Origin of the sequence: Priestia megaterium NBRC 15308 = ATCC 14581 (assembly GCF_000832985.1) — a bacterium.
Lineage (GTDB): Bacteria > Bacillota > Bacilli > Bacillales > Bacillaceae_H > Priestia > Priestia megaterium.
The window spans coordinates 1,060,976-1,083,376 of record NZ_CP009920.1; the positions used below are offsets into that span (position 1 = coordinate 1,060,976).

A 22,401-nucleotide genomic window follows, 5' to 3' on the forward strand; every position below is an offset into this window, starting at 1 on the left:
TCTTCTTTAACGCCATCAAGACGACTAGTTACATCATCGAGTATGGATTCAAATCAATAGTGATCGTTAAATTCTCCTTCTGCATTTCCGCTTGATAACGTTCTAATATATATTTCAACAGCGGAATCAGGCTTGGTTCCAGCTTGTATTTTAACATGCATTGATAGCGATATCTATCTTTTATCTTAGCAATCGGAGATGCGACTGGCCCTAAGATCGTTGTTTGCGGCGAAAGTTTCTGACGCAGATACTGCGAAATTTTGTCTGTAACAGACACCACTTTTGCAATATTTTCATGAGATACCGTTACAAGCGCCAAGTAAAAGAAAGGGGGGTATTTGTGCATTTTACGAATTTCCATCTCGTGCTTATAAAACGCATCGTAATCATGCTGACTCGCAAGTTGAATGCTGTAGTGTTCCGGCGTGTACGTTTGAATCACTACTTCTCCTGGAAGTTTGTGGCGTCCTGCTCTTCCGCTTACTTGTGTTAAAAGCTGAAACGTTTTTTCAGATGCACGAAAGTCAGGTAAATTCAGCATCGTATCTGCTGTTAAAACGCCTACAAGCGTGACGTTTGGAAAGTCCAGTCCTTTCGCAATCATCTGCGTCCCTAGTAAAATTTGCGCTTCTCCACTTGCAAACTTGTTCAGGAGCTTTTCATGGGCGCCTTTTCGGCTTGTCGTATCAACATCCATTCGAACAACTCTAGCCTCGGGCAGCACTTTTGTTAATTCTTCTTCCACTTTTTGTGTACCAGACCCGAAAAAGCGGATATGTTCGCTGTGGCATTCTGGGCACTCAGTGTGCACATGTTCTTCGTGTCCGCAATAATGGCATTTTAATTTATTTTGATAGCGGTGATACGTTAGTGAAATTTCACAGTGCTCACATGTCGGAACGTAACCGCAGTCTCTGCACATAACAAAAGAAGAATGACCTCTTTTATTTAAAAATAAAACGATTTGCTCCCCTTTTTCCAAACGGTCTTTCATCTTTTCAAACAGCATAGTTGAAAACATAGAGCGGTTGCCGCTGCGAAGCTCTTCTCTCATATCAACGATATCCACCGAAGGCATTGATGACTTATTCATTCTTTGCTTTAACGTCAGTAGCTTATACACACCTTTTTGCGCTCTTGCAAAGGACTCAAGCGTTGGTGTTGCACTTCCTAAAATGACTGGACACTGATGATGCTGCCCTCGGTAAATAGCTACATCTCTTGCATGATAACGGGGGTTTTCTTCTTGTTTATAACTCGTCTCATGTTCTTCATCGATAATAAGAAGGCCCAAATTTTCAAATGGAGCAAATACAGCAGAGCGGGCCCCTACTACAACGGATACTTCTTTTCGCTGAATTTTTCGCCATTCATCGTATTTTTCCCCAGTAGACAAGCCGCTATGAAGTACAGCAACTTTTGAGCCGAATCGCTCTTTAAAACGCTTGACCATCTGAGGGGTAAGTGAAATCTCCGGAACAAGCATAATCGCTTCTTTCCCTTTTTTTAGCACTTGATCAATTGATTGGAGATACACTTCTGTTTTTCCGCTTCCGGTTACTCCGTACATTAAAAACACATCGTGAAGATTTTCTTCGATGTCCTGCAGAATCGGTGCGATTGCCTCAGCTTGTTCATCGGTCAATTGAAATGGCTTTGATGGTGTAAAGTATCGATCTTGATAAGGATCACGGTATATTTCAATTTCCGTTTCCGCTAAGAGTCCTTTGTTAATCAGCGCTTTTATAGGAGCGGAGGTAATCTGCAAATCTTCCGCTATTTCTTTTATAGCTACTTCTTCATTTCGATTCAACATAAAAGACAGCACTTGTTTTTGCTTTTCTGCCTGCTTATTTAACTCGCTCATAAACTGCTGAATTTCTTCAAGGCTTTGATTCAGTTTTACGCCTTTTGCCGTTTTTTTGTTTCCTTTGTTTTTCACGACGTAGACGACTTCAATTAGACCTTTTTGAATATCACGGTGAAAAGCAGGAGCAGCGGCTGTTTTTTCTACTTCACTCCACTTCAGCGAGGATCTTGACTGAAAAAACGGCTTTACTTGCTCATGAAGCTGTTCGTATGCCTCTTTTGAAAGGAGTGACAGTTCTTTATCATATTTTGCTTTCATCGCCGCAGGCAGCATGACTTGAAAAGCCGATATCATAAAACAAAGCGTTTTTTCGGTTAGCCAGTGCCCAATCTCTAACAGTTCGGGAGTCAGAACCGGCGTTAAATCAAGCAAGTCAGCGATTGGTTTAACACGCTTAACTTCAGCCTCTTCTTTAAGAGCCACCACAAACCCTTGAACTTTTCTAGGACCAAACGGAACGACAACTCGCATACCCGGAACAATAATTCCTTTCCATTTGTCGGGAATAGCGTAGTCAAAAGCTCGATCTGTTTGCTTAGCAGCTACGTCCACAATTACACTAGCTACGCTCATTTTTTCAGCCCTTCTAACATTTCCTTCACTTCTTTTAACACCTCGGTAGCTACATCGTGTTTTGAAAGAATGGGAAGTTCTTTAGACTCTCCGCTTCGCTTATAGAGCGTTACAATATTTGTATCCGTCCCAAAACCTGCTCCTTCTGTCGTCACGTTATTGGCTACAATCATATCCAAGTTTTTAGATGCAAGTTTCTTTTGTGCATATTCATCCACTTGTTCTGTTTCTGCTGCAAAGCCGACTAAAAGCTGGTGTTCTTTTCGCTCTCCAAGCGTGCGTAAAATATCTGTTGTTCTCTCTAGCTCTAGTACTGCTTCACCAGGCTGCTTTTTCATCTTTTGATCAAACACATGCTTTGGTCGATAATCTGCCACTGCGGCTGATTTAATGACAACATCTGCTTCATGATAGCGCTGCATAACAGCTTCAAGCATCTGCTGCGCACTTTCAATTTGAACAACCTGCACTCCTTTTGGATACTCTAAATTCGTCGGTCCCGTTACAAGCGTTACCGATGCGCCTAATTTAGCAGCTTGTTCTGCAAGGGCATAGCCCATTTTCCCAGTAGAGCGATTGGTGAAAAATCGGACGGGGTCAATGCGTTCTACCGTAGGTCCTGCTGTAACCAATACATTAACACCTTCAAGGATCTTTTGTGTATGTGATGCTTGTGAAAAATAAGATCCGATTAGTGAAACAATTGTTTCTGGCTCTTCAAGACGACCTTTTCCTACATAACCGCATGCCAAATACCCTTCTCCAGGTTCTACAAAAGAGTAACCAAATGATGAAAGAGTGCTCATATTTTTTTTAACAGCTGGATGATCGTACATATGAACATTCATTGCAGGTGCAATCCATACAGGTGCAGTAGCAGCCAGCAGCGTTGTGGAAATCATATCATCTGCAAGACCATTTGCTATTTTCCCTATCATATTTGCCGTAGCAGGAGCTACTAAAATTAAATCAGGCCAATCTGCTAAATCAATATGTGCAATTACAGATGGATCTTTTTCATCAAACGTATCTGTATAAACTGGGTTTCGAGACAGAGCTTGAAACGTAAGCGGCGTTACGAACTCGCATGCTGAAGCAGTCATCATTACTTTAACTTCCGCACCCGCTTGTACTAATTTACTTGTTAAAGCTGCGGCTTTATATACGGCGATTCCGCCGCTAACACATAATAAAATTCGTTTTCCCTTCATCATTATGCCCCCATCTATTTATCCCGCTCAACCAGCATCCGCTTGTTTAATCGGGTAACTATCTAAAGCTTTTCAATTCAATTATTATACCATTTTTGTAGTGAGACATTCACTATCCTGCTTGAACACAGATAAAAGCATCAAAAAAATAACAACCTATGAAGTAGGTTGTTATTTTTTCACTTACTGATGTTTAGAATCTTCTTCTGCTACACCTTGCTTATAGCTTAATTGTTCAGCATTAATTTCTTCTAGAGCACAGCCTACAAACTTATAAGAAACCGGCTTTTCAATCGGCGTATCATTGTGAAGCTGTAATTGACGTGCACGTTTTGCAGCTACTGTCACAAGCGTGTACTTAGAATCTAATTTTTCCATTAGAGAATCAATTGATGGATAAAGCATGTTTATTCTACCTCCAGCATTCTTTTATAGCGCGCAGAAATACGATCACGACGGCAGTGTTCAGCCGTTACGATAGCACGGATGCGAGCACAAGCATTTTCTACTTTGTCATTTTCTACAACATAATCGTAGGCGTCCATAAGTTCAATTTCTTCTTTTGCCACGCGCATACGGTTATTGATTAAATCTTCTGTTTCAGTACCGCGGTTTACGATACGACTTTTAAGCTCTGATAAACTCGGCGGTGCCAAGAAGATGAACAAACCTTCTGGAAATGCTTCTTTCACTTGAAGAGCACCTTGCACTTCAATTTCTAGAAATACGTCTTTTCCTTCAGATAACGTTTGTTCTACATAATCAACCGGGGTACCGTAGTAGTTACCTACGTATTCAGCCCACTCTAATAACTTCTTGTTTTCAATCATGCGCTCAAACTCTTCGCGTGGTTTGAAGAAATAGTCAACGCCGTCTACTTCACCTTCGCGGGGCTTTCTTGTTGTTGCAGAGATAGAATACTGCAATTTAATGTCTTCTTGCTCAAACAATGCTTTTCGTACCGTTCCTTTTCCAACACCTGATGGTCCGGAAAGAACAATTAATAAACCTCTTTCAATCATCGGTTCAAGTGACCTACCCTTCTAATAATTCTTCTTTGTTTATAAGTCGCTGTGACACAGTTTCTGGCTGTACAGGAGCTAAAATAACATGATCGCTATCCATAACAATAACAGATCGTGTTTTACGTCCTTGCGTTGCATCTATTAAAGAGCCTCGATCTTTTGCATCTTGAATAATGCGTTTGATTGGAGCTGATTCAGGATGAACGACAGAGATTATACGATTAGAAGAAATAAAATTTCCAAATCCAACGTTCACTAATTTACCGCTCATAAGAAGCCTCCTGCTATACCAATATAATCTTTATCTTACACGAAGGCTATTCAATATTTTGAACCTGCTCTTTTATGCGTTCTAATTGTGCTTTCATACTAATAACATACTGAGCAATAGTACCATTGTTTGCCTTCGCACCAATTGTATTCATTTCACGATTCAGCTCTTGAACAAGAAAATCCAGCTTGCGTCCTACTGAATCAGGTGTATTTAATGCTTGAATAAATTGTGAAACATGACTTTGAATTCGCGTAAGTTCTTCGCTAATATCTGCTTTTTCAGCAAAAATAGCTACTTCAGTCAGCACTCGCTGCTCATCGAAAGTACCTTCTAAATAGTCGCTCAGCTTTCTTTTAATACGCTCGCGATATTGTTCAGCAACTTCAGGAGCAAGCTGTGTAATTTTTTCGCGAATGTCTTGAATGTCCTGTAAGTACCCCATTAAATCGTGATACAGCTCTGATCCCTCTCGTTTCCGCATATCCACTAACTGATGCACAGCAGCTTCAACAGCTTCAAAGATTGCACCATGAATACTCGTCTGATCAGCTTCTTCTTCATAAGTTGTCATCACTTCAGGCATGTGTAAAATGTCTTGAATTTGAACAGATTGTGACAGTCCATGCTTTTCTTTTACTTGCTGCAACGCATGCATGTATTCATCAAGCAGCTGCCAATCCGTCTGCAGTTTCTTTTTTGCCATTTCTTCACCTGAAATAGTAACAAATACTTCTACTCTACCACGTTTTATGTATGTTTGAACGATTTTTTTATTTTATCTTCAATTTCAATTAATTGTCTTGGCATACGAATAACAATTTCACAAAAACGATGATTAACAGACTTCATTTCGACTGTTACTGATCGATTTTCCACTTCCGCTTTTCCGCGGCCAAAACCAGTCATACTTTTTATCATTATCATCACATCCACTATGTACATCTTACATAAAAAGTATCATAAAAGAAAGTGTTAGCAAAAAAAAGAAATCTCTCTTCTTTATTCAACCTGTAAAGGCTGCCTTCATGAGTTTTCTCATTTGGGACAGCCTGTATTAAAGTATAGCACAATTTATGAAGGTTTTCTTGTTAAAAGTGAACCGGCAAGTAAAAAAGTTGGAAGACTTGCAAGTCCTAAAATAACGAGCCATTCCCGCGGTGCAATGGCCATTGTATGGAAAATAGGCTGCAGGGGCGGATAGTAGATAGCCACCAGCATAAGGATAATAGATGAAATAACGGCTCCTACAAGATATAGGTTCTGAAATGGATTGCGATCAAAGATTGATTTTTCACTTCGGCAGTCAAATACGTGAATAAGCTGTGCCATAACAAGCGTGGCAAATGCAATCGTCTGAGCATACTGCAGACGATCTGGGTCATTGTCGTAGACAATCATGAATGCAGCAAGTGTAGCAGCTCCAATTAAAAATCCGCGGCTGACTACTTTCCACCCTAATCCTCTTGCAAAAATACCTTCGCGCGGATGCCTTGGATGACGCTTCATCACGTTGTCCTCCGGCTGGTCTAAGCCAAGAGCCATCGCAGGCAAACCGTCTGTTACTAAGTTTACCCATAGTATTTGAATTGGCACTAGCGGAAGCGGAAGTGCTAAAATCATTGCAAAGAGCATAACTAAAATTTCTCCTACATTTGATGCAAGCAAGTAACGGATAAACTTTCGAATATTTTCATAGATGTTTCGTCCTTCCTTGATCGCTGATTTAATAGTAGCAAAATTATCATCAAGCAAAACGAGCGAAGACGCTTCTTTTGCTACGTCTGTCCCGGTGATGCCCATCGCGATGCCTATGTCTGCTGCTTTAATAGCCGGTGCATCATTTACGCCGTCGCCCGTCATAGCTACAATGTGATCTTTTGCTTGAAGAGCTTTAACAATTTTAAGTTTATGTTCAGGCGATACCCTGGCATATACGTAAACATCATCCACTACTTCTTCTAGCTCTTCCTGCGTCATTTTGGATAAATCCGTTCCTTCCAAGACTTGACCGTTTTTCGGTAGAATGCCTAGCTGTTTTGCAATCGCCTGTGCTGTAATAACGTGGTCACCTGTAATCATAACGGTTTTGATTCCTGCGTCTCGGCATTCTTTGACCGCTTGCTTGACTTCTGGTCTTGGCGGATCAATCATTCCTTGAAGCCCGAGGAAAGTAAGGTCTTTTTCCGCTTCGTTCTCTGTATGAACGCTCTCATGGTCTCCTAACGGCCGATAAGCAATCGCAATGGTTCGAAGCGCTTGGCTAGCTAACTGATCAATCGCTCCTTTTACTTCATTATGAACCGTTACCGACAGCGTTTGTTGTCTGCTTTCCCACAAAATATTTTTGCTGTTTACAAGCAGCACATCAGGAGCACCTTTTGTTATGACATAGCGCTTATTAGATGCGTCTTCAATGACTACACTCATCATTTTACGCGTTGAATCAAATGGAAACTCTTCAATAATCGTAAACTGCTTTTGAATGTTTTCTTTTGTCAGCCCCGCTTTCATCGCGGCCACAAGCAAAGCCGCTTCAGTAGGATCCCCGTCGATGACATATTCTTTATCTTTTCTCGAAATAGACGTTTGATTGCAAAGCAGACCAAACACCAAAAGCTGCTGAAGCGGTTTTTCACTCCGTGTATCAACTTCTCTTTCCTCTCGCGAAAATACGCCCGTAGGTTCATACCCTGTCCCTGATACCCTCCACGTCATTCCTCCTGACCAGAGGTGAGTAACCGTCATTTTATTTTGCGTTAATGTGCCCGTTTTGTCTGAGCAAATGACTGATGCGCATCCTAGTGTTTCAACAGCAGGAAGTTTGCGAACAATGGATCTTTGCTTAATCATGCGCTGTACACCAAGAGATAGCGCTACGGTTACGATGGCAGGAAGACCTTCGGGTATGGCAGCAACAGCTAAGGAAACTCCCGCTAAGAACATACTGTATAAATCATGACCTTGCAGCACACCAATCCCGACAACTAATACAGTAAGTGCAAGAGCTACAACGATTAAAATTTTACCTAATTGCTCTAACTTCCGTTGAAGAGGAGTAATCATGGCTTCAGCATTTTGAAGCAAATCAGCAATTTGTCCCATCGCTGTTTTCATTCCAATCCCTACAACGATACCTGTTCCGCTTCCTCGCGTCACAAGCGTACCCATAAACGCCATATTGTCCTGATCTCCAAGCGGCACTTCATCTCCTGGCAAAGCTTTTATTTGCTTGGCAACAGGCAAAGACTCTCCCGTAAGCGCTGATTCTTCAATTTCTAGACTTTTAGCTTCCATAATTCGAAGGTCAGCCCCGATACGGTCTCCGCTCGAAAACTTTACAACGTCTCCTACTACCAGCTCTTTAGATGGTAACTTAACCCATTTCCCTTCACGCATAGCTGCTACTTGAGGAGCAGAAAGCTCTTTTAATGCATGAAGAGATTTCTCGGCTTTTCTTTCTTGAAAAAAACCTAGAAATCCATTAATTACTACAATGGCAATAATAGCAACCGCATCGATGTATTCGCCTAAAAGCCCTGAAATAAGCGTGGCAGCTAGTAAAACCAGTACCATAAAATCTTTAAACTGCTCTAGAAACACAAGAATGGCCGGTTTTTTCTCACCTTCAGTCAATTCATTAAATCCTTGCTGCTGCTGACGTGCTTTTACTTCTTTGTGTGTAAGACCATGCTGCCTATCTGTTTTTGTTACTTCTACTATTGCTTTTTCACCTAATTCATACCATTTCATTGCATCTTTTCACACCCTTTTATTTGTAAATGCACCTATTAGATTGTTACAATCTTATATCGTATGCTTATTCAGACTCGTCCTAAAAAATGCTATACTTTTCTATAGGACAATTTTCAATTACTTAAGGATGTGAGCACTATGTCATTTGATGGTATTTTTACATATGGCATTTTACAAGAATTATCTGAGACCTTGGTTTCAGGACGAATTTCAAAAATATATCAGCCGTTTCCAAACGAGTTGATTTTACAAGTACGCGCTAAAGGTGAAAACCGCAAACTTTTAATCTCAGCTCACCCTAACTATTCACGCGTTCATTTTACAAATGAGCCCTATGAAAATCCATCTGAGCCTCCTATGTTTTGTATGCTGCTTCGCAAACATTTAGAAGGAAGCATTATTGAACACGTGTATCAGCTTGGATTGGACCGCATTTTAGTCATTGAAACAAAAGGACGAAATGAAATTGGCGACGTGACGTACAAGCAGCTTATTATTGAAATCATGGGAAGACATAGTAATGTTGTGCTTGTAGATAAAGAAAAACAAACGATTATCGACAGCATTAAACACGTTCCAATGGCCTTGAACAGGCACCGTACGCTTCTACCCGGAGCACCTTACGTACTGCCTCCTAGTCAAGATAAGCTTCATCCATTTGAAGCCGATGAAGAAACCGTGGTTAAAAAAATTGATTTTAATAGCGGAAAGTTAGCCACCCAGCTAGTGCAAACCTTCTCGGGGCTTTCTCCTTTAATTGCAAATGAAGTGGTGTTTCGCTCTGGCTTAGCGAATCGTTCTACCCTTCCAAAATCATTCGTCGAAACGATGACTCTGATCAAAGAAGGTCAGTTTACACCGACTCTGACAACCGTTAATCAAAAAGACTACTTTTATTTACTGGAATTAACGCATTTAGAGGGTACGAAAAAAACGTATGCAACCATCAGCGAGCTTCTTGACCGCTATTACTACGGGAAAGCAGAGCGAGATCGTGTAAAGCAGCAAGCGCATGATTTAGTACAGTTTATTTCTACCGAGAAAAAGAAAAATGAGAAAAAAATAAAAAAACTTGAGCAAACGCTGCAAAATGCAGAAAAAGCATCTGATTATCAGCTAGCCGGTGAACTCCTTACCGCAAATTTACACCTTGTCAAAAAAGGAGATGCGAAAGTGGATGTTATTAATTATTATGATGAAAATAGCGGTACACTTACGATTTCATTAGATCCGCAAAAATCACCGTCTCAAAATGCTCAAAGCTATTTCACAAAGTATCAAAAAGCGAAAAATTCCGTTTCGATTGTAATCGAACAAATTGAAAAAGCAAACGAAGAAGTACAGTATTTTGAATCACTTATTCAGCAAATGGATACTGCTACTCACAAAGACATTGCAGAAATTCGTGAAGAGCTTGTGGAAGAAGGATATTTGCGCAACCGTCAGCAAAAACAAGCGAAAAAACAAAAAAACACCACGCCTACACTTGAACAATACGTTTCAAGCGACGGCACGACGATTTTAGTTGGAAAAAACAATAAGCAAAATGAGTATTTAACAAATCGCCTTGCTGCTAGGGATGACGTTTGGTTTCATACGAAAGATATACCGGGTTCTCACGTTGTTATCCGCAGCCAAGAGCCTTCAGAAGAAACAATTTTAGAAGCGGCTCATCTTGCTGCTTACTTTAGTAAAGCTAAAAATTCAAGTTCGGTACCCGTGGACTATACAAAAATTCGCCACGTAAAAAAACCAAGCGGTGCCAAGCCTGGTTTTGTGACGTACGATAACCAGCAAACGGTGTACGTAACGCCTAGCGAAGAACTTGTACTGAAGCTGCGTCAGTCATAATAAAACCCCCCCTTTCTATATAGAAAGGGGGGGTTTTATTATGACCTAGTTTAGTTCATCCATGAAGGGTCTGAAGGGTTTTCACGCCATTTAAATAGCTTGTCCATCGCTTCTTCTTCAATGTATCCCGCTTCGTTTGCCGCTTCTACTAGCGTAGAGTAGTCTGTTAGCGAATAAACTTGAAGTTCTTTTTCTTTAAACAGCTGACGCGCTTTTTCCAGCTCATATGTAAAGATAGACACAACTCCCAGCACTTCACACCCCTGCGCTTTTAATGCATCGACTGCGGTAAACACACTTCCTCCAGTTGAAATCAAATCTTCAATCACAACTACTTTTTGACCTTTTGTTACTTTTCCTTCGATTTGATTTCCTTGGCCATGTTCTTTTGCTTTGCTTCGCACATAGCACATTGGAAGCTCTAGCGCTTCACTTACCCATGCTGCATGAGGGATACCAGCTGTAGCGGTACCAGCAATCACTTCTGCATTGGCAAAATACGTTTTAATTAAATGCTGCAGACCTTTTGCAATTTCTTTTCGCACTTTTGGGTAGCTAAGCGTTAGACGGTTGTCACAATAAATAGGCGACTTAATTCCAGAGGCCCACGTAAACGGATCGTTCGGTTGAAGGCTTACTGCCTCAATATCAATTAATTGTTTTGCAATTTCTTTTCGTAGTTTTGTCATCGCGTAATACGCTCCCCTTTCCACTGCTGTAACATCTCATAATATGCTTTAAGCGGGTCTTTTGCTTTAGTAATAGAACGTCCAACAACAATGGCACTTGAGCCATAGTCTCTCGCCAGCTGAGGTGTTGCTACGCGAACTTGGTCATCTACTGAATCTGTGCCCATACGAATACCCGGCGTTACGGTCAAAAAGTCCTCTCCTGCTGCTTTTCGAATCGAAGGCACTTCATGAGTAGAACATACAACGCCGTCTAGTCCGCTTTTTTTAGCAAGCGCTGCATAATGCGTAACCACTTCTTGCATCGAGTGCGTAATGAGCTGCTGCTCTTTTAGCATTTCATCCGATGTACTCGTTAGCTGAGTAACCGCAATACAATCCGGACGCTTTTTGCCAGCAGCGGTTCCTAAGTCAAGTCCTTCAATGGCTGCTTGCATCATATTCGTTCCGCCGGCTGCGTGAACGTTAACCAAATCCACTTCAAGAGAAGCCAAAGACTTCATTCCTTGCTTTACCGTATTTGGAATATCATGAAGCTTTAAGTCTAAGAAAATCTGGTGGTTTTGCTCTTTTAATGCAGAAATAATGGATAGCCCTTCTTTATAAAACAGTTCCATGCCTACTTTCACAAATAATGATTCTTGTTGAAAAGGCATTAAAAACTGCTGTACATCGTTAATTGATGAAAAATCAAGAGCAATGATTAACGGTTGCTTCACGCTTTTTCCAGCTCCTTCCGATACATTCTGAAACATGCTCGTATCCTAATGATGTTAATAGCCTTGGCAGTTCGTCAATGATGGTTGGACATACATACGGGTCAACAAAGTTTGCTGTACCAACCGCCACTGCACTTGCACCTGCATATAGGAACTCGAGTGCATCTTCAGCAGTCGTCACTCCGCCCATACCGATAATTGGAATGTTCACTTTTTGACTCACTTCATATACCATTCGAATCGCTACCGGTTTAATGGATGGGCCTGACAGTCCGCCTGTGCCGTTCGCTAAAACCGGCTGAGCTGTTTTCAAATCCAGACGCATCCCGAGAAGCGTATTGATCATCGTTAAGCCATCCGCGCCGGCTTCTTCAACAGCCATCGCCATGTCTACAATATTTGATACGTTTGGTGATAGTTTAACATAAACTGGAACATTTGAAACATCTTTTACTGCTTTTGTTAAACGAGCAGCAATGACAGGATCTACGCCAAACGCAATTCCGCCTTCTTTTACGTTAGGACATGAAATATTCAATTCAAGTGCTTTTACATTTGATACGGTTGAAATTTCTTTTGCCACGTGCACATATTCTTCAATTGAAGCACCGGCTACGTTCGCGATAATCGGCACATCATATTGCTGAAGCCAAACGAGCTCTTCGTTCATTACTTTTTCTAACCCAGGATTTTGTAATCCAATCGCATTTAACATTCCTGCAGATGTTTCTGCTACGCGAGGAGTTGGATTGCCAAAACGAGTGTCCGCAGTAGTCGCTTTAATCATAATGGCTCCAAGTGCATCAAGTGAATAAAATTGAGCATACTCACGCCCAAATCCAAAACAGCCGGATGCGGGCATAATTGGATTTTTCAAATCTAATCCTGGCAATGTCGTTTTTAGCATACTCATAGAAGCACCTCCCCTGCTTGAAAGACGGGACCGTCGCTGCAGATTTTTTTATACGCCGTAGAATCTTCACTTTCTCTGCATACACATGCAAAACAAGCACCGATTCCACAACCCATTCTTTCTTCTAAAGAAATGTAAAGCGGCTTGTTTGTATAATTATTTTCTAGTGCTTTTAACATCGGAGTTGGACCGCATGAAAACATAACGTCATATGAAAACTGCTGCTCGTCAATCACCGTTGTGACAAAACCTTTTGTTCCGTAAGAGCCGTCTACCGTTGCAATATATGTTTCTCCTAAAGCTAAAAACTCTCGCTCGTAAAATACGTCTGCTTTTGATTGAAAGCCTAAGACGTGAATAACCTGCACGCCTTTTTCACGAAGTCTTTTTGAAAGCTCATAGAGCGGAGGCACTCCAATGCCTCCCCCTACTAATAAAGCCGTTTGACCTGACTCTATCGCTTCCAATGGAAAACCGTGGCCAAGCGGACCTAACACGTCAATCGACTGTCCGGCTTGTTTTTCGGCAAGCAGCGATGTTCCCGCCCCTTCTGCACGGTAAATCATCGTAAATTGCTCATGCGTTTGGTCAATTTCTGCAATACTGATTGGTCTGCGAAGCAGTGGCAAATAGTCGTTGTTGACGCGGATATGCACAAACTGCCCCGGCTCATTCATGAAACGAACAAGCTCGCCTTGAAGGGTTAATTCATATACATTGTGTGTTAACGGTCGCTGACTGACGACTTGCATCATTTCATGTTTGATCATACGGTTGTCACCTCTTTAGTTGGACGAACTTTTTTCATTGGTGTTGTATGGAAGCTGATCGTTTCAAGCACTCGTAAAATCGCTTCTGCTGTATCAAGTGATGTTAAGCAAGGTACACCATTTTCAACTGCTTCACGGCGAATTTTAAACCCGTCACGCGCAGGCTGTTTTCCTTTTGTTAGCGTGTTGATGACAAGCTGCGCTTCACCTTTTCGTATCACATCTAAAAGATTGTGATCTTCATGATGAATTTTATTTACTACTTTTACGCGAATGTCTTCTTTTGTAAACGTTGAAGCTGTTCCTTCCGTTGCAATCACCTGGTAGCCGATGTTAGCAAAACGCTTCGCAAGCGCTGTTGCCTCTTCTTTGTCTTTATCCGCTACTGTCATAAGTACTGAACCGTACGGCTTAATGGACATACCTGACGCAATTAGTCCTTTATATAATGCTTTTTCGTACGTTGAATCTTGCCCCATTACTTCTCCAGTAGATTTCATTTCAGGTCCAAGCGTAATATCTACGCGACGCAGCTTTGCAAATGAGAAGACCGGCACTTTTACGTAGACACCTTCTTCTTCAGGGTGCATGCCTGATTCATAACCAAGCTCTCGCAAACTTGTTCCTAAAATAACTTTTGTTGCGACATTCGCCATCGGAATACGCGTAATTTTACTTAAGAACGGCACCGTACGGCTTGAACGAGGATTTACTTCAAGAACAAACACTTCTCCTTTTGATAAGACGAACTGAATGTTGAGCAGTCCAATAATGTTTAAGCCTTTTGCAATACGTGTTGTGTAATCAATGATTGTATCTTTTACATCCTGTGACAGAGTTTGCGGTGGATATACAGCAATGGAGTCACCTGAGTGTACACCCGCGCGCTCTACATGTTCCATAATCCCTGGAATAACCACTGTTTCACCGTCTGAAATGGCATCGACTTCAATTTCTTTTCCAGTTAAGTAGCGGTCGATTAACACAGGGTGATCAGCGTGTACTTTTACCGCGTGTTCCATATAGTGAAGCAGTTCTTCTTCTTTATACACAATTTCCATTGCGCGTCCGCCTAGTACATATGAAGGTCGTACAAGCACCGGATAACCAATTTCTTTTGCCACAACCACTGCTTCTTCTACGGATGCAACTGTCTTTCCAAGAGGCTGAGGTACTTCTAAACGCGCTAGCGTCGCTTCGAATTTTTTACGGTCTTCCGCTGCATCTAAGCTTTCAAGCGACGTTCCTAAAATCTTGACCCCTCTTGCTTCTAGCTCGTCTGCTAAGTTGATTGCTGTTTGACCACCGAACTGTACAACCACACCTTCTGGTTTTTCTAAATCGATGATATGCATCACATCTTCAATCGTCAGCGGCTCGAAGTATAATTTATCTGAAATACTGAAGTCAGTTGATACTGTTTCTGGATTGTTATTGACAATAATCGCCTCGTATCCAGCTTCTTTAATCGCCCACACGGAGTGAACTGTTGCATAGTCAAACTCAATTCCTTGCCCGATGCGGATTGGTCCTGACCCTAACACTACAACGCTTTTACGATCTGTAACAATCGATTCGTTTTCATCTTCAAACGTGCCGTAGAAATATGGTGTTGTAGATTCAAATTCTGCTGCACATGTATCTACCGTTTTGTATACTGGCATCACGCCATTTTGTTTGCGGAAGTCATATACTTCACGCTCTGTTTGATTCCACAGCTTAGCAATCGTGCAGTCTGCAAATCCCATTTCTTTTGCTTCCTGTAAAACTTCTACGTTATGAATCTCTTCTTTTAACACATTTTCAAAAGCAATCACTTTTTCAAGTTTTACTAAGAAGAAGAGATCGATTTTGCTCCAGTCATGAATTTGCTGAATTGTTACGCCGCGGCGAATCGCTTCTGCGATGTAGAATAATCGCTCATCACCAGCTTTGCGAATACGTTTTTCAATAATGGCATCATCAAATTCATGCGCATCTTTCAGCTCTAAGTGATGAACGTTTGACTCAAGTGAGCGTACAGCTTTTAAAATTGACTCTTCGAACGTGCGGCCAATTGCCATTACTTCCCCTGTTGCTTTCATCTGTGTACCCAGTTTACGGTTAGCTGATTCAAATTTATCAAACGGCCAGCGGGGAATTTTAGATACGATGTAATCTAGTGCTGGTTCGAAACATGCGTATGTCTTCCCAGTTACCGGGTTCATCATTTCATCTAATGTTAAGCCTACCGCAATTTTTGCTGCTAATTTTGCAATTGGATACCCTGTTGCTTTTGATGCTAAAGCCGACGAGCGGCTTACACGAGGGTTTACTTCAATTACGTAATACTGGAAGCTTTCTGGGTCTAGTGCTAGCTGAACGTTACATCCGCCTTCAATTTTAAGCGCTCGGATAATTGTTAGTGACGCATTTCTAAGCAGCTGATACTCACGGTCGCTTAGCGTTTGGCTTGGTGCTACAACAATTGAATCTCCTGTATGAATACCGACCGGATCAAAGTTTTCCATATTACATACTACAATCGCATTATCGTTTGCGTCGCGCATTACTTCATATTCAATTTCTTTAAAGCCTGCAATGCTTTTCTCAAGTAAGCACTGTGTTACAGGACTGTGTTTTAATCCACTTGTTACAATTTCAATCAACTCTTGCTCGTTGTTACAAATTCCGCCTCCCGTACCGCCAAGCGTATAAGCAGGACGCACGATTACCGGATAGTTTACTTGTTCAACAAACGCATACGCTTCGTCTAGCGAATGAATGATTTCACTTGCTGGGACAGGCTGATTTAGTTCATTCATTAGTGAACGGAACTGCTCACGATCTTCAGCTTGTTCAATCGCCGATAATTTTGTCCCGAGAATTTCTACATTAAATTCTTCTAAAATACCCGTTTCGTGTAATTCTACCGCTAAGTTCAGTCCCGTTTGACCGCCAAGTGTTGGAAGCAGTGCATCCGGGCGTTCTTTACGAATAATTGAGCTTACAAATTCAACCGTTAGAGGTTCAATATATACTTTATCTGCCATTTCTGAGTCTGTCATGATTGTTGCAGGATTGGAGTTCACAAGAATAACTTTGTATCCTTCTTCTTTTAGCGCAATACACGCTTGCGCTCCTGCATAGTCAAACTCTGCCGCCTGTCCGATGACGATTGGTCCTGATCCGATTACGAGAATTGTGTTAATATCTTGACGTTTTGGCATTAGCAATTACCTACTTTCTGATTGTTTTTCATAAGATCCATAAATTCGTTGAACAATCCGTTTGCATCTTCAGGTCCCGGTGATGCTTCAGGGTGATATTGAACCGTAAATGCCGGATATTCTTTATGCTTTACTCCTTCAACTGTTCCATCGTTAAGCGCAACATGTGTCACTTCTAATGGCGTGTTGACAAGAGATGGCTCACATACTGTATAGCCGTGGTTTTGAGATGTAAGAGCTACTTTATTGGTTTTTAGATCCTTTACAGGATGGTTGGATCCACGATGACCAAATTTCATTTTTTCTGTATCTGCTCCGCATGCTAGCGCAAACAGCTGATGTCCTAAACAAATTCCGAAAAGAGGAACCTTTCCTAAAACCCCTTGAATCATCTCGATTGCTTCAGGTACGTCTTTTGGGTCTCCAGGTCCGTTGCTCAACATGATGCCATCTGGATTTAATTGAAGAATTTCTTGCGCAGTTACGTTATAAGGAACCACAATCACGTCGCATTGACGAGCTGTTAATTCGCGTAAAATTCCGTGTTTCATTCCAAAGTCAACGAGTACCACTTTTTTACCTCTGCCTGGGCTTGGGTAAGGCTTCACTGTTGATACTTTTTTTACTGAATCAGTCGGAAGTTCATGATTTTGAAGCTGTGCTACCACTTCTTCTACATTGACTTCCATGTTGCACACGCGTCCGCGAAGCGCACCGTGCTGACGAATTTTTCTCGTTAATTTTCTCGTGTCGATTCCAGCTAATCCTGGAATATCTTTTTGTTTTAAAAATTCATCTACTGATAGTTCGCTTCTGAAGTTTGAAGGAGCATCACAAATTTCTTTTACAATCAAACCGTGTACAGCTGGTTCAATCGACTCAAAGTCATCGCGGTTAATACCGTAGTTTCCGATTAAAGGATATGTTAATGTCACAATTTGTGCACAGTATGATGGATCAGATAGAATTTCTTGATATCCTGTCATTCCCGTGTTGAAAACAACTTCTCCTATCATTTCTTTGTCGCTGCCGAATCCTTTTCCGATAAATACTGTTCCATCTTCTAAAATTAGTTGACGTTGCATGCTTTAACATCCTCCCATACTCGTTTACCTTCTACTAATGTCATTACCGGCCAACCTTTGCATACCCAGTTAGCAAACGGCGTATTTTTACCTTTTGATACAAATTCTTCTGGATTAATTGCTTTTTCTGTTTCAAGATCAATGATAGTTAAATCTGCTGGTTTCCCTACTTCGATGGTGCCATAAGGAAGGTTGAACGTGTCAGCAGGCTTGTTTGTTAAATATGATACTAGCTGCTCTAGCGTCATTACTTCTTTTAATACCAAGTTTGTATAAAGAAGCGGGAAAGCTGTTTCAAGTCCCACAATCCCAAACGGCGCAAGCTCCATGCCTTCTGCTTTTTCGTCGGCTGTGTGCGGTGCATGATCAGTGGCGATAAAATCAAGCGTTCCGTCTAATAAAGCTTCAATTAATGCCTGTTGATCATCTTTTCCTCGAAGCGGTGGATTCATTTTAAAATTTGAATCAAGCTCAGGGATGTCTTCCTCATTTAGCAGTAAATGATGAGGCGTTACTTCTGCGGTTACGCGAATGCCTGCTTTTTTTGCATCCCGAATGGCCCGAATGGATTCTTTTGTACTTACGTGACACACATGGTAGTGACAGTTTGCTGCTTCAGCAAGCAGGACATCTCGTGCAATTTGAACGGCTTCACAGATAGAAGGAATACCGTTTAGTCCATGTTCTTTTGCAAATTTTCCGTCGTGGACGCAGCCTTTGTTGATTAAATCATTATCTTCACAGTGTGCAACGATTGCTTTATTTAATGAAGCGGCTTTCTTCATCGCTTCTAGCATCATTCCTGTTGACTGAACGCCTACTCCATCATCTGTAAAAGCAAATGCGCCCGCTTCTTTTAAGCCTTCAAAGTCCGTTAGTTCTTTTCCTAATTGGCGGGTGGTAATCGATGCGTATGGCAATACGCGAACATGTGCTGTTTTTTCAATACGCTTGTTTACCCACTCCATTTGTTCAACAGTATCCGGAACTGGACGCGTGTTTGGCATTGCAGCAATTGCTGTAAAACCGCCCTTTGCCGCTGCTAGAGTACCCGTTTCAATCGTTTCTTTCTTTTCTCCCCCTGGCTCGCGCAAATGAACGTGGACATCGATTAAACCCGGTGATAAGAAGTTCCCGCCTGCATCAATGACTTCTTCATTCTTTACGTCGATGTGTGAAGCTATTTCAGCAATTACACCATTTTCAATTTTCAGTTCGACTTGTTCAATTTTCCCTTCATTTAACCATGTAGCATTTTTGATAATTGTTGTCATTATTAAGTCCCCTTTCAATTGGTTGTAGCGCTCTTGCTAATACTGCCATACGAATGTACACGCCATTTTGCATTTGTTTAAAAATTCTTGAGCGTTCACATTCAACGAGCTCATCTGCAATTTCGACTCCTCTGTTTACAGGAGCTGGATGAAGGATAATGCTATGTGATTTCATTTTCCGCTCTCGTTCAACGGTCAATCCGAAGCGGCTGTGGTAGTTCTGTGCAAGCTCTGAAGTGTTCTCTTCATGCCTTTCAAATTGAATACGCAGCAGCATCACAACATCGACCGTTTCGATTGCTTCATCGATATCAAGATATGTACCGTGTCTGTTCTCTTCATCTTTCCATTCTTCAGGTCCCGCAAAATATACGGTCGCCCCTAGTTTTGTCAGCATTTCAGCATTCGATCTCGCTACGCGGCTATGTCGCAAATCTCCGACTATTGCGACTTTTAATCCTTTAAACGAGCCGAACTCTTGGCGAATCGTCAGTAGATCAAGCAGACACTGAGTTGGATGCTGACCGCATCCGTCTCCTGCATTAATGATGGGAATCGATACTTTTTCCTGCAGTGCTTCATAATAACGATCTTGCGGGTGGCGAATAACAACTGACTGAACGCCGATTGAAGCTAATGTTTCAATCGTGTCATAAAGCGTTTCTCCTTTTTGGACGCTTGAAGTTGTTACTTCAAACGGAATTGTTGTTAATCCTAGCTGCTGTTCTGCCATTTCAAAGCTGCATCGAGTACGCGTGCTCGCTTCAAAAAATAAGTTGGCAACAAACATTTTCTCTTCCGGTTTCCAGCCTTGTTTATTCGTTCGATAGTTTTCAGCGCTGTCTAAAATCTCTAGAATTTCATTTGTTTCTAGTGTTGAGACTGTCACTAAATGTTTCATATCGATTCCCTCCATTTTTGCTTTCCTCGCATTTCTTTATAAAAAACACCCTTTCTAACTTAGAAAGGGTGTAAGAAAACAAGCTTCGTCTATAACGCGCTTTTCACACACCCTTAGAAACCTCTCTGGATTTCAATTAAAAGGCGTTCTATGAAATTTTTCGTGCTGACGTTTGTTGAACGTTTTCTGCTTCTTTTATCTTCTCTTTCGGCAGAACTAGATTCAGCAGAACTCCCATGATAGCAGACAGTGCCATGCTATCAACCTTTACATGTTCTGAGATATCTAAGTGTGCTCCTCCGATTCCTAACACTAAGATAATCGAAGCAATCATTAAGTTTCGTTTTGATCCAAGGTCTACCTTTGCATCCACCATCATGCGCAAGCCTGATGAAGCAATGATTCCGAATAAGAGAATTGAAATCCCGCCCATGACCGGCGTTGGTATACTTGAAATAAGAGCGTTGATTTTGCCGACAAACCCGAACAAAATCGCGAAGACTGCTGCTCCTGCTATCACAAATACGCTAAGCACCTTTGTGATGGCTAACACTCCGATGTTCTCACCGTATGTTGTATTTGGCGGTCCGCCGATCAGCGCAGCAAGCATAGTTGCTACTCCGTCTCCTAAAATCGATCTGTGCAGCCCTGGCTTTTCAATATAGTTTCGATCCACAATCTTATTTAAGACAAGAATGTGTCCGATATGTTCTGAGAGTGTTACGACTGCTACAGGTACCATTATAAGCACAATCCCTAATGAAATGGACGGCGTGTATGTGACGAACGGCACGTAGAAGTGAGGTACTTCAATCCACTCCGCTTTCACTACCTTTGAAAAGTCTACCAATCCTTGTGTATAAGCGAAGATGTATCCGCCGATAATTCCCATCAGTACCGGAATCAGGCTGATAATGTTTTTAAAGAAGATTGAGCAAGCAACTGTTATCGCTAGTGTCACAAGCGCAACCATCAGGTAAGTTAAGCTGTAATTTCCTTTTGCATCGTTCATAGCCATGCCTACTGCTGTATTAGCCAGTCCTAAGCCTATAACCATAATAACTGGTCCTACTACAACCGGAGGAAGCAGCTTCATAATCCAATTGATTCCTGTTCCTTTTATAATCAAAGCAACGATTCCATAAACAAGTCCGGCTAAGAAACAACCAACCATCGTTTCTTCAGGTCCAAACGAAGCTTTAGCGAAAATGATTGGCGTGATGAACGCGAACGATGAACCAAGATAAGAAGGAATTTGACCTCTTGTAATGAGCAGGAAAGCAAGCGTTCCTACCCCGCTTGAAATCAAAGCAATTGCCGGGCTGAACCCGACTAGGAACGGCACTAACACCGTCGACCCAAACATTGCAAACAAATGCTGTAGACTCAATGTTAACCAATTTACTGCTTTTGGTTTATCATGTATATCAAGTACAAAATCTCGTTGTTGACTCATATGTTTTTCCTCCTATCACTATTAAAAAACCTCTTTACGCAGAGGCAAAGAGGTTTTCAGCATACAAGGAAGACGCTATACCGCAGTATAGTTTTCCTTGTATAGTGACCCCCCTTTTGCAGCCTCACGGGACTACCATTTAAAAGGGTATATAATTTATTTTTCGTAAATAGACACGTGGTCTTTTTCGTCTACTTCCATTAAATGCACCGCAATTTTTTCACTTTTAGCTGTCGGTACATTTTTACCAACATAGTCTGCTCGAATCGGTAGCTCGCGGTGCCCTCTATCCACTAAGACAGCCAGCTGAATGAGTTCAGGTCGGCCGATATCAATCAGTGCATCAAGTGCTGCTCGAACCGTACGGCCCGTATATAACACATCATCTACTAAGATGACGTTCTTATTTGCAATATCTGTCGGAATATCTGATCCTTTTACAAGAGGCTCATCATTGCTTGTCACTTTCGATAAATCATCTCGGTAAAGCGTGATGTCTAGTTCTCCGACTGGCAATGTATTTCCTTCAATTTGTGCAATTCGTTCTGCTAAACGTTTTGCGATATAAATACCTCGCGTTTTAATCCCCACTAGCACACAATTTTCGATTCCTTTATTCTTTTCAATAATCTCATGTGCAATTCGAGTTAAAGCGCGGCGTATAGCCTGTTCATCAAGTACGGTAGCTTTTACGTTCACTGTTTTCACCTCAAGTTGTTGACATAAAAAAATCCTCTTGCCTTGAGGCAAGAGGATTTGGTTTTAAACATATTTCTTCAAAAAGGCTATAAATATGCCTTTTCTGCACCGTTTCCTTCTCAGCCTCTC

The 22,401-nt window shown here is 41.5% G+C and carries 17 protein-coding genes and 1 pseudogene; 1 reads left to right on the forward strand and 17 read right to left on the reverse strand.

The features are described from left to right. Positions 1-28 precede the first annotated feature (28 nt). The 7 genes and pseudogenes from priA to BG04_RS06020 form a co-directional block, all read right to left on the reverse strand. Positions 29-2,443, reverse strand: coding sequence for a primosomal protein N' (priA, locus tag BG04_RS05990; protein WP_034649172.1), 2,415 nt, complete (start codon positions 2,441-2,443; stop codon positions 29-31). Then, positions 2,440-3,657: a bifunctional phosphopantothenoylcysteine decarboxylase/phosphopantothenate--cysteine ligase CoaBC gene (gene coaBC / locus BG04_RS05995; protein WP_013058925.1), complete on the reverse strand. Its 1,218-nt coding sequence runs from the start codon at positions 3,655-3,657 to the stop codon at positions 2,440-2,442. The genes priA and coaBC overlap by 4 nt, the downstream gene beginning before the upstream one ends. A gap of 180 nt (positions 3,658-3,837) precedes the next feature. After that, positions 3,838-4,059, reverse strand: coding sequence for a DNA-directed RNA polymerase subunit omega (gene rpoZ / locus BG04_RS06000; protein WP_013058926.1), 222 nt, complete (start codon positions 4,057-4,059; stop codon positions 3,838-3,840). Positions 4,060-4,061: 2 nt separating this feature from the next. Then, a complete protein-coding gene (gene gmk, locus BG04_RS06005) occupies positions 4,062-4,676 on the reverse strand; it encodes a guanylate kinase (protein ID WP_013058927.1) in 615 nt (204 codons plus the stop codon). A 13-nt stretch (positions 4,677-4,689) separates the two neighbouring features. Continuing rightward, a complete protein-coding gene (locus BG04_RS06010) occupies positions 4,690-4,950 on the reverse strand; it encodes a DUF370 domain-containing protein (RefSeq protein WP_013084831.1) in 261 nt (86 codons plus the stop codon). Between the two features lie 46 nt (positions 4,951-4,996). Then, positions 4,997-5,871: pseudogene (locus BG04_RS06015) on the reverse strand (YicC/YloC family endoribonuclease). Between the two features lie 153 nt (positions 5,872-6,024). Further along, complete coding sequence (locus tag BG04_RS06020; protein ID WP_016765432.1) at positions 6,025-8,703, reverse strand: calcium-translocating P-type ATPase, SERCA-type; 2,679 nt, start codon at positions 8,701-8,703, stop codon at positions 6,025-6,027. A 141-nt stretch (positions 8,704-8,844) separates the two neighbouring features. Here BG04_RS06020 and BG04_RS06025 point away from each other — a divergent pair, with 141 nt between their 5' ends. Further along, the gene (locus BG04_RS06025) at positions 8,845-10,557 is read left to right on the forward strand and encodes an Rqc2 family fibronectin-binding protein (protein ID WP_034649169.1); all 1,713 of its coding nucleotides are present in this window, start codon (positions 8,845-8,847) and stop codon (positions 10,555-10,557) included. Between the two features lie 50 nt (positions 10,558-10,607). Here the strand turns inward: BG04_RS06025 and pyrE are convergent, their stop codons facing one another. From pyrE to pyrR, 10 genes are all read right to left on the reverse strand, one after another. Continuing rightward, on the reverse strand, positions 10,608-11,246 hold the full coding sequence (gene pyrE, locus BG04_RS06030) for an orotate phosphoribosyltransferase (RefSeq protein WP_013084835.1): 639 nt from the start codon (positions 11,244-11,246) through the stop codon (positions 10,608-10,610). Next, on the reverse strand, positions 11,243-11,965 hold the full coding sequence (gene pyrF, locus BG04_RS06035; protein WP_016765434.1) for an orotidine-5'-phosphate decarboxylase: 723 nt from the start codon (positions 11,963-11,965) through the stop codon (positions 11,243-11,245). Before pyrF ends, pyrE begins: the two co-directional genes overlap by 4 nt. Further along, on the reverse strand, positions 11,937-12,878 hold the full coding sequence (locus BG04_RS06040; protein ID WP_016765435.1) for a dihydroorotate dehydrogenase: 942 nt from the start codon (positions 12,876-12,878) through the stop codon (positions 11,937-11,939). Before BG04_RS06040 ends, pyrF begins: the two co-directional genes overlap by 29 nt. Continuing rightward, positions 12,875-13,648: a dihydroorotate dehydrogenase electron transfer subunit gene (locus BG04_RS06045; protein WP_013084838.1), complete on the reverse strand. Its 774-nt coding sequence runs from the start codon at positions 13,646-13,648 to the stop codon at positions 12,875-12,877. The genes BG04_RS06040 and BG04_RS06045 overlap by 4 nt, the downstream gene beginning before the upstream one ends. Continuing rightward, positions 13,645-16,857, reverse strand: a complete 3,213-nt coding sequence (gene carB, locus BG04_RS06050; RefSeq protein ID WP_034649166.1) for a carbamoyl-phosphate synthase large subunit — start codon at positions 16,855-16,857, stop codon at positions 13,645-13,647. The genes BG04_RS06045 and carB overlap by 4 nt, the downstream gene beginning before the upstream one ends. Next, entirely contained in the window at positions 16,857-17,942 is a 1,086-nt protein-coding gene (locus BG04_RS06055) for a carbamoyl phosphate synthase small subunit (protein ID WP_016765438.1), read from the reverse strand. The genes carB and BG04_RS06055 overlap by 1 nt, the downstream gene beginning before the upstream one ends. Then, positions 17,927-19,216, reverse strand: coding sequence for a dihydroorotase (locus BG04_RS06060; protein ID WP_034649165.1), 1,290 nt, complete (start codon positions 19,214-19,216; stop codon positions 17,927-17,929). Before BG04_RS06060 ends, BG04_RS06055 begins: the two co-directional genes overlap by 16 nt. Next, the gene (locus tag BG04_RS06065) at positions 19,179-20,117 is read right to left on the reverse strand and encodes an aspartate carbamoyltransferase catalytic subunit (RefSeq protein WP_013058938.1); all 939 of its coding nucleotides are present in this window, start codon (positions 20,115-20,117) and stop codon (positions 19,179-19,181) included. The genes BG04_RS06060 and BG04_RS06065 overlap by 38 nt, the downstream gene beginning before the upstream one ends. 148 nt (positions 20,118-20,265) lie before the next feature. Continuing rightward, a complete protein-coding gene (locus BG04_RS06070) occupies positions 20,266-21,573 on the reverse strand; it encodes a uracil-xanthine permease family protein (protein ID WP_034649161.1) in 1,308 nt (435 codons plus the stop codon). 156 nt (positions 21,574-21,729) lie between these two features. Next, positions 21,730-22,272, reverse strand: coding sequence for a bifunctional pyr operon transcriptional regulator/uracil phosphoribosyltransferase PyrR (gene pyrR, locus BG04_RS06075; RefSeq protein WP_013058940.1), 543 nt, complete (start codon positions 22,270-22,272; stop codon positions 21,730-21,732). Between the last annotated feature and the right edge of the window lie 129 nt (positions 22,273-22,401).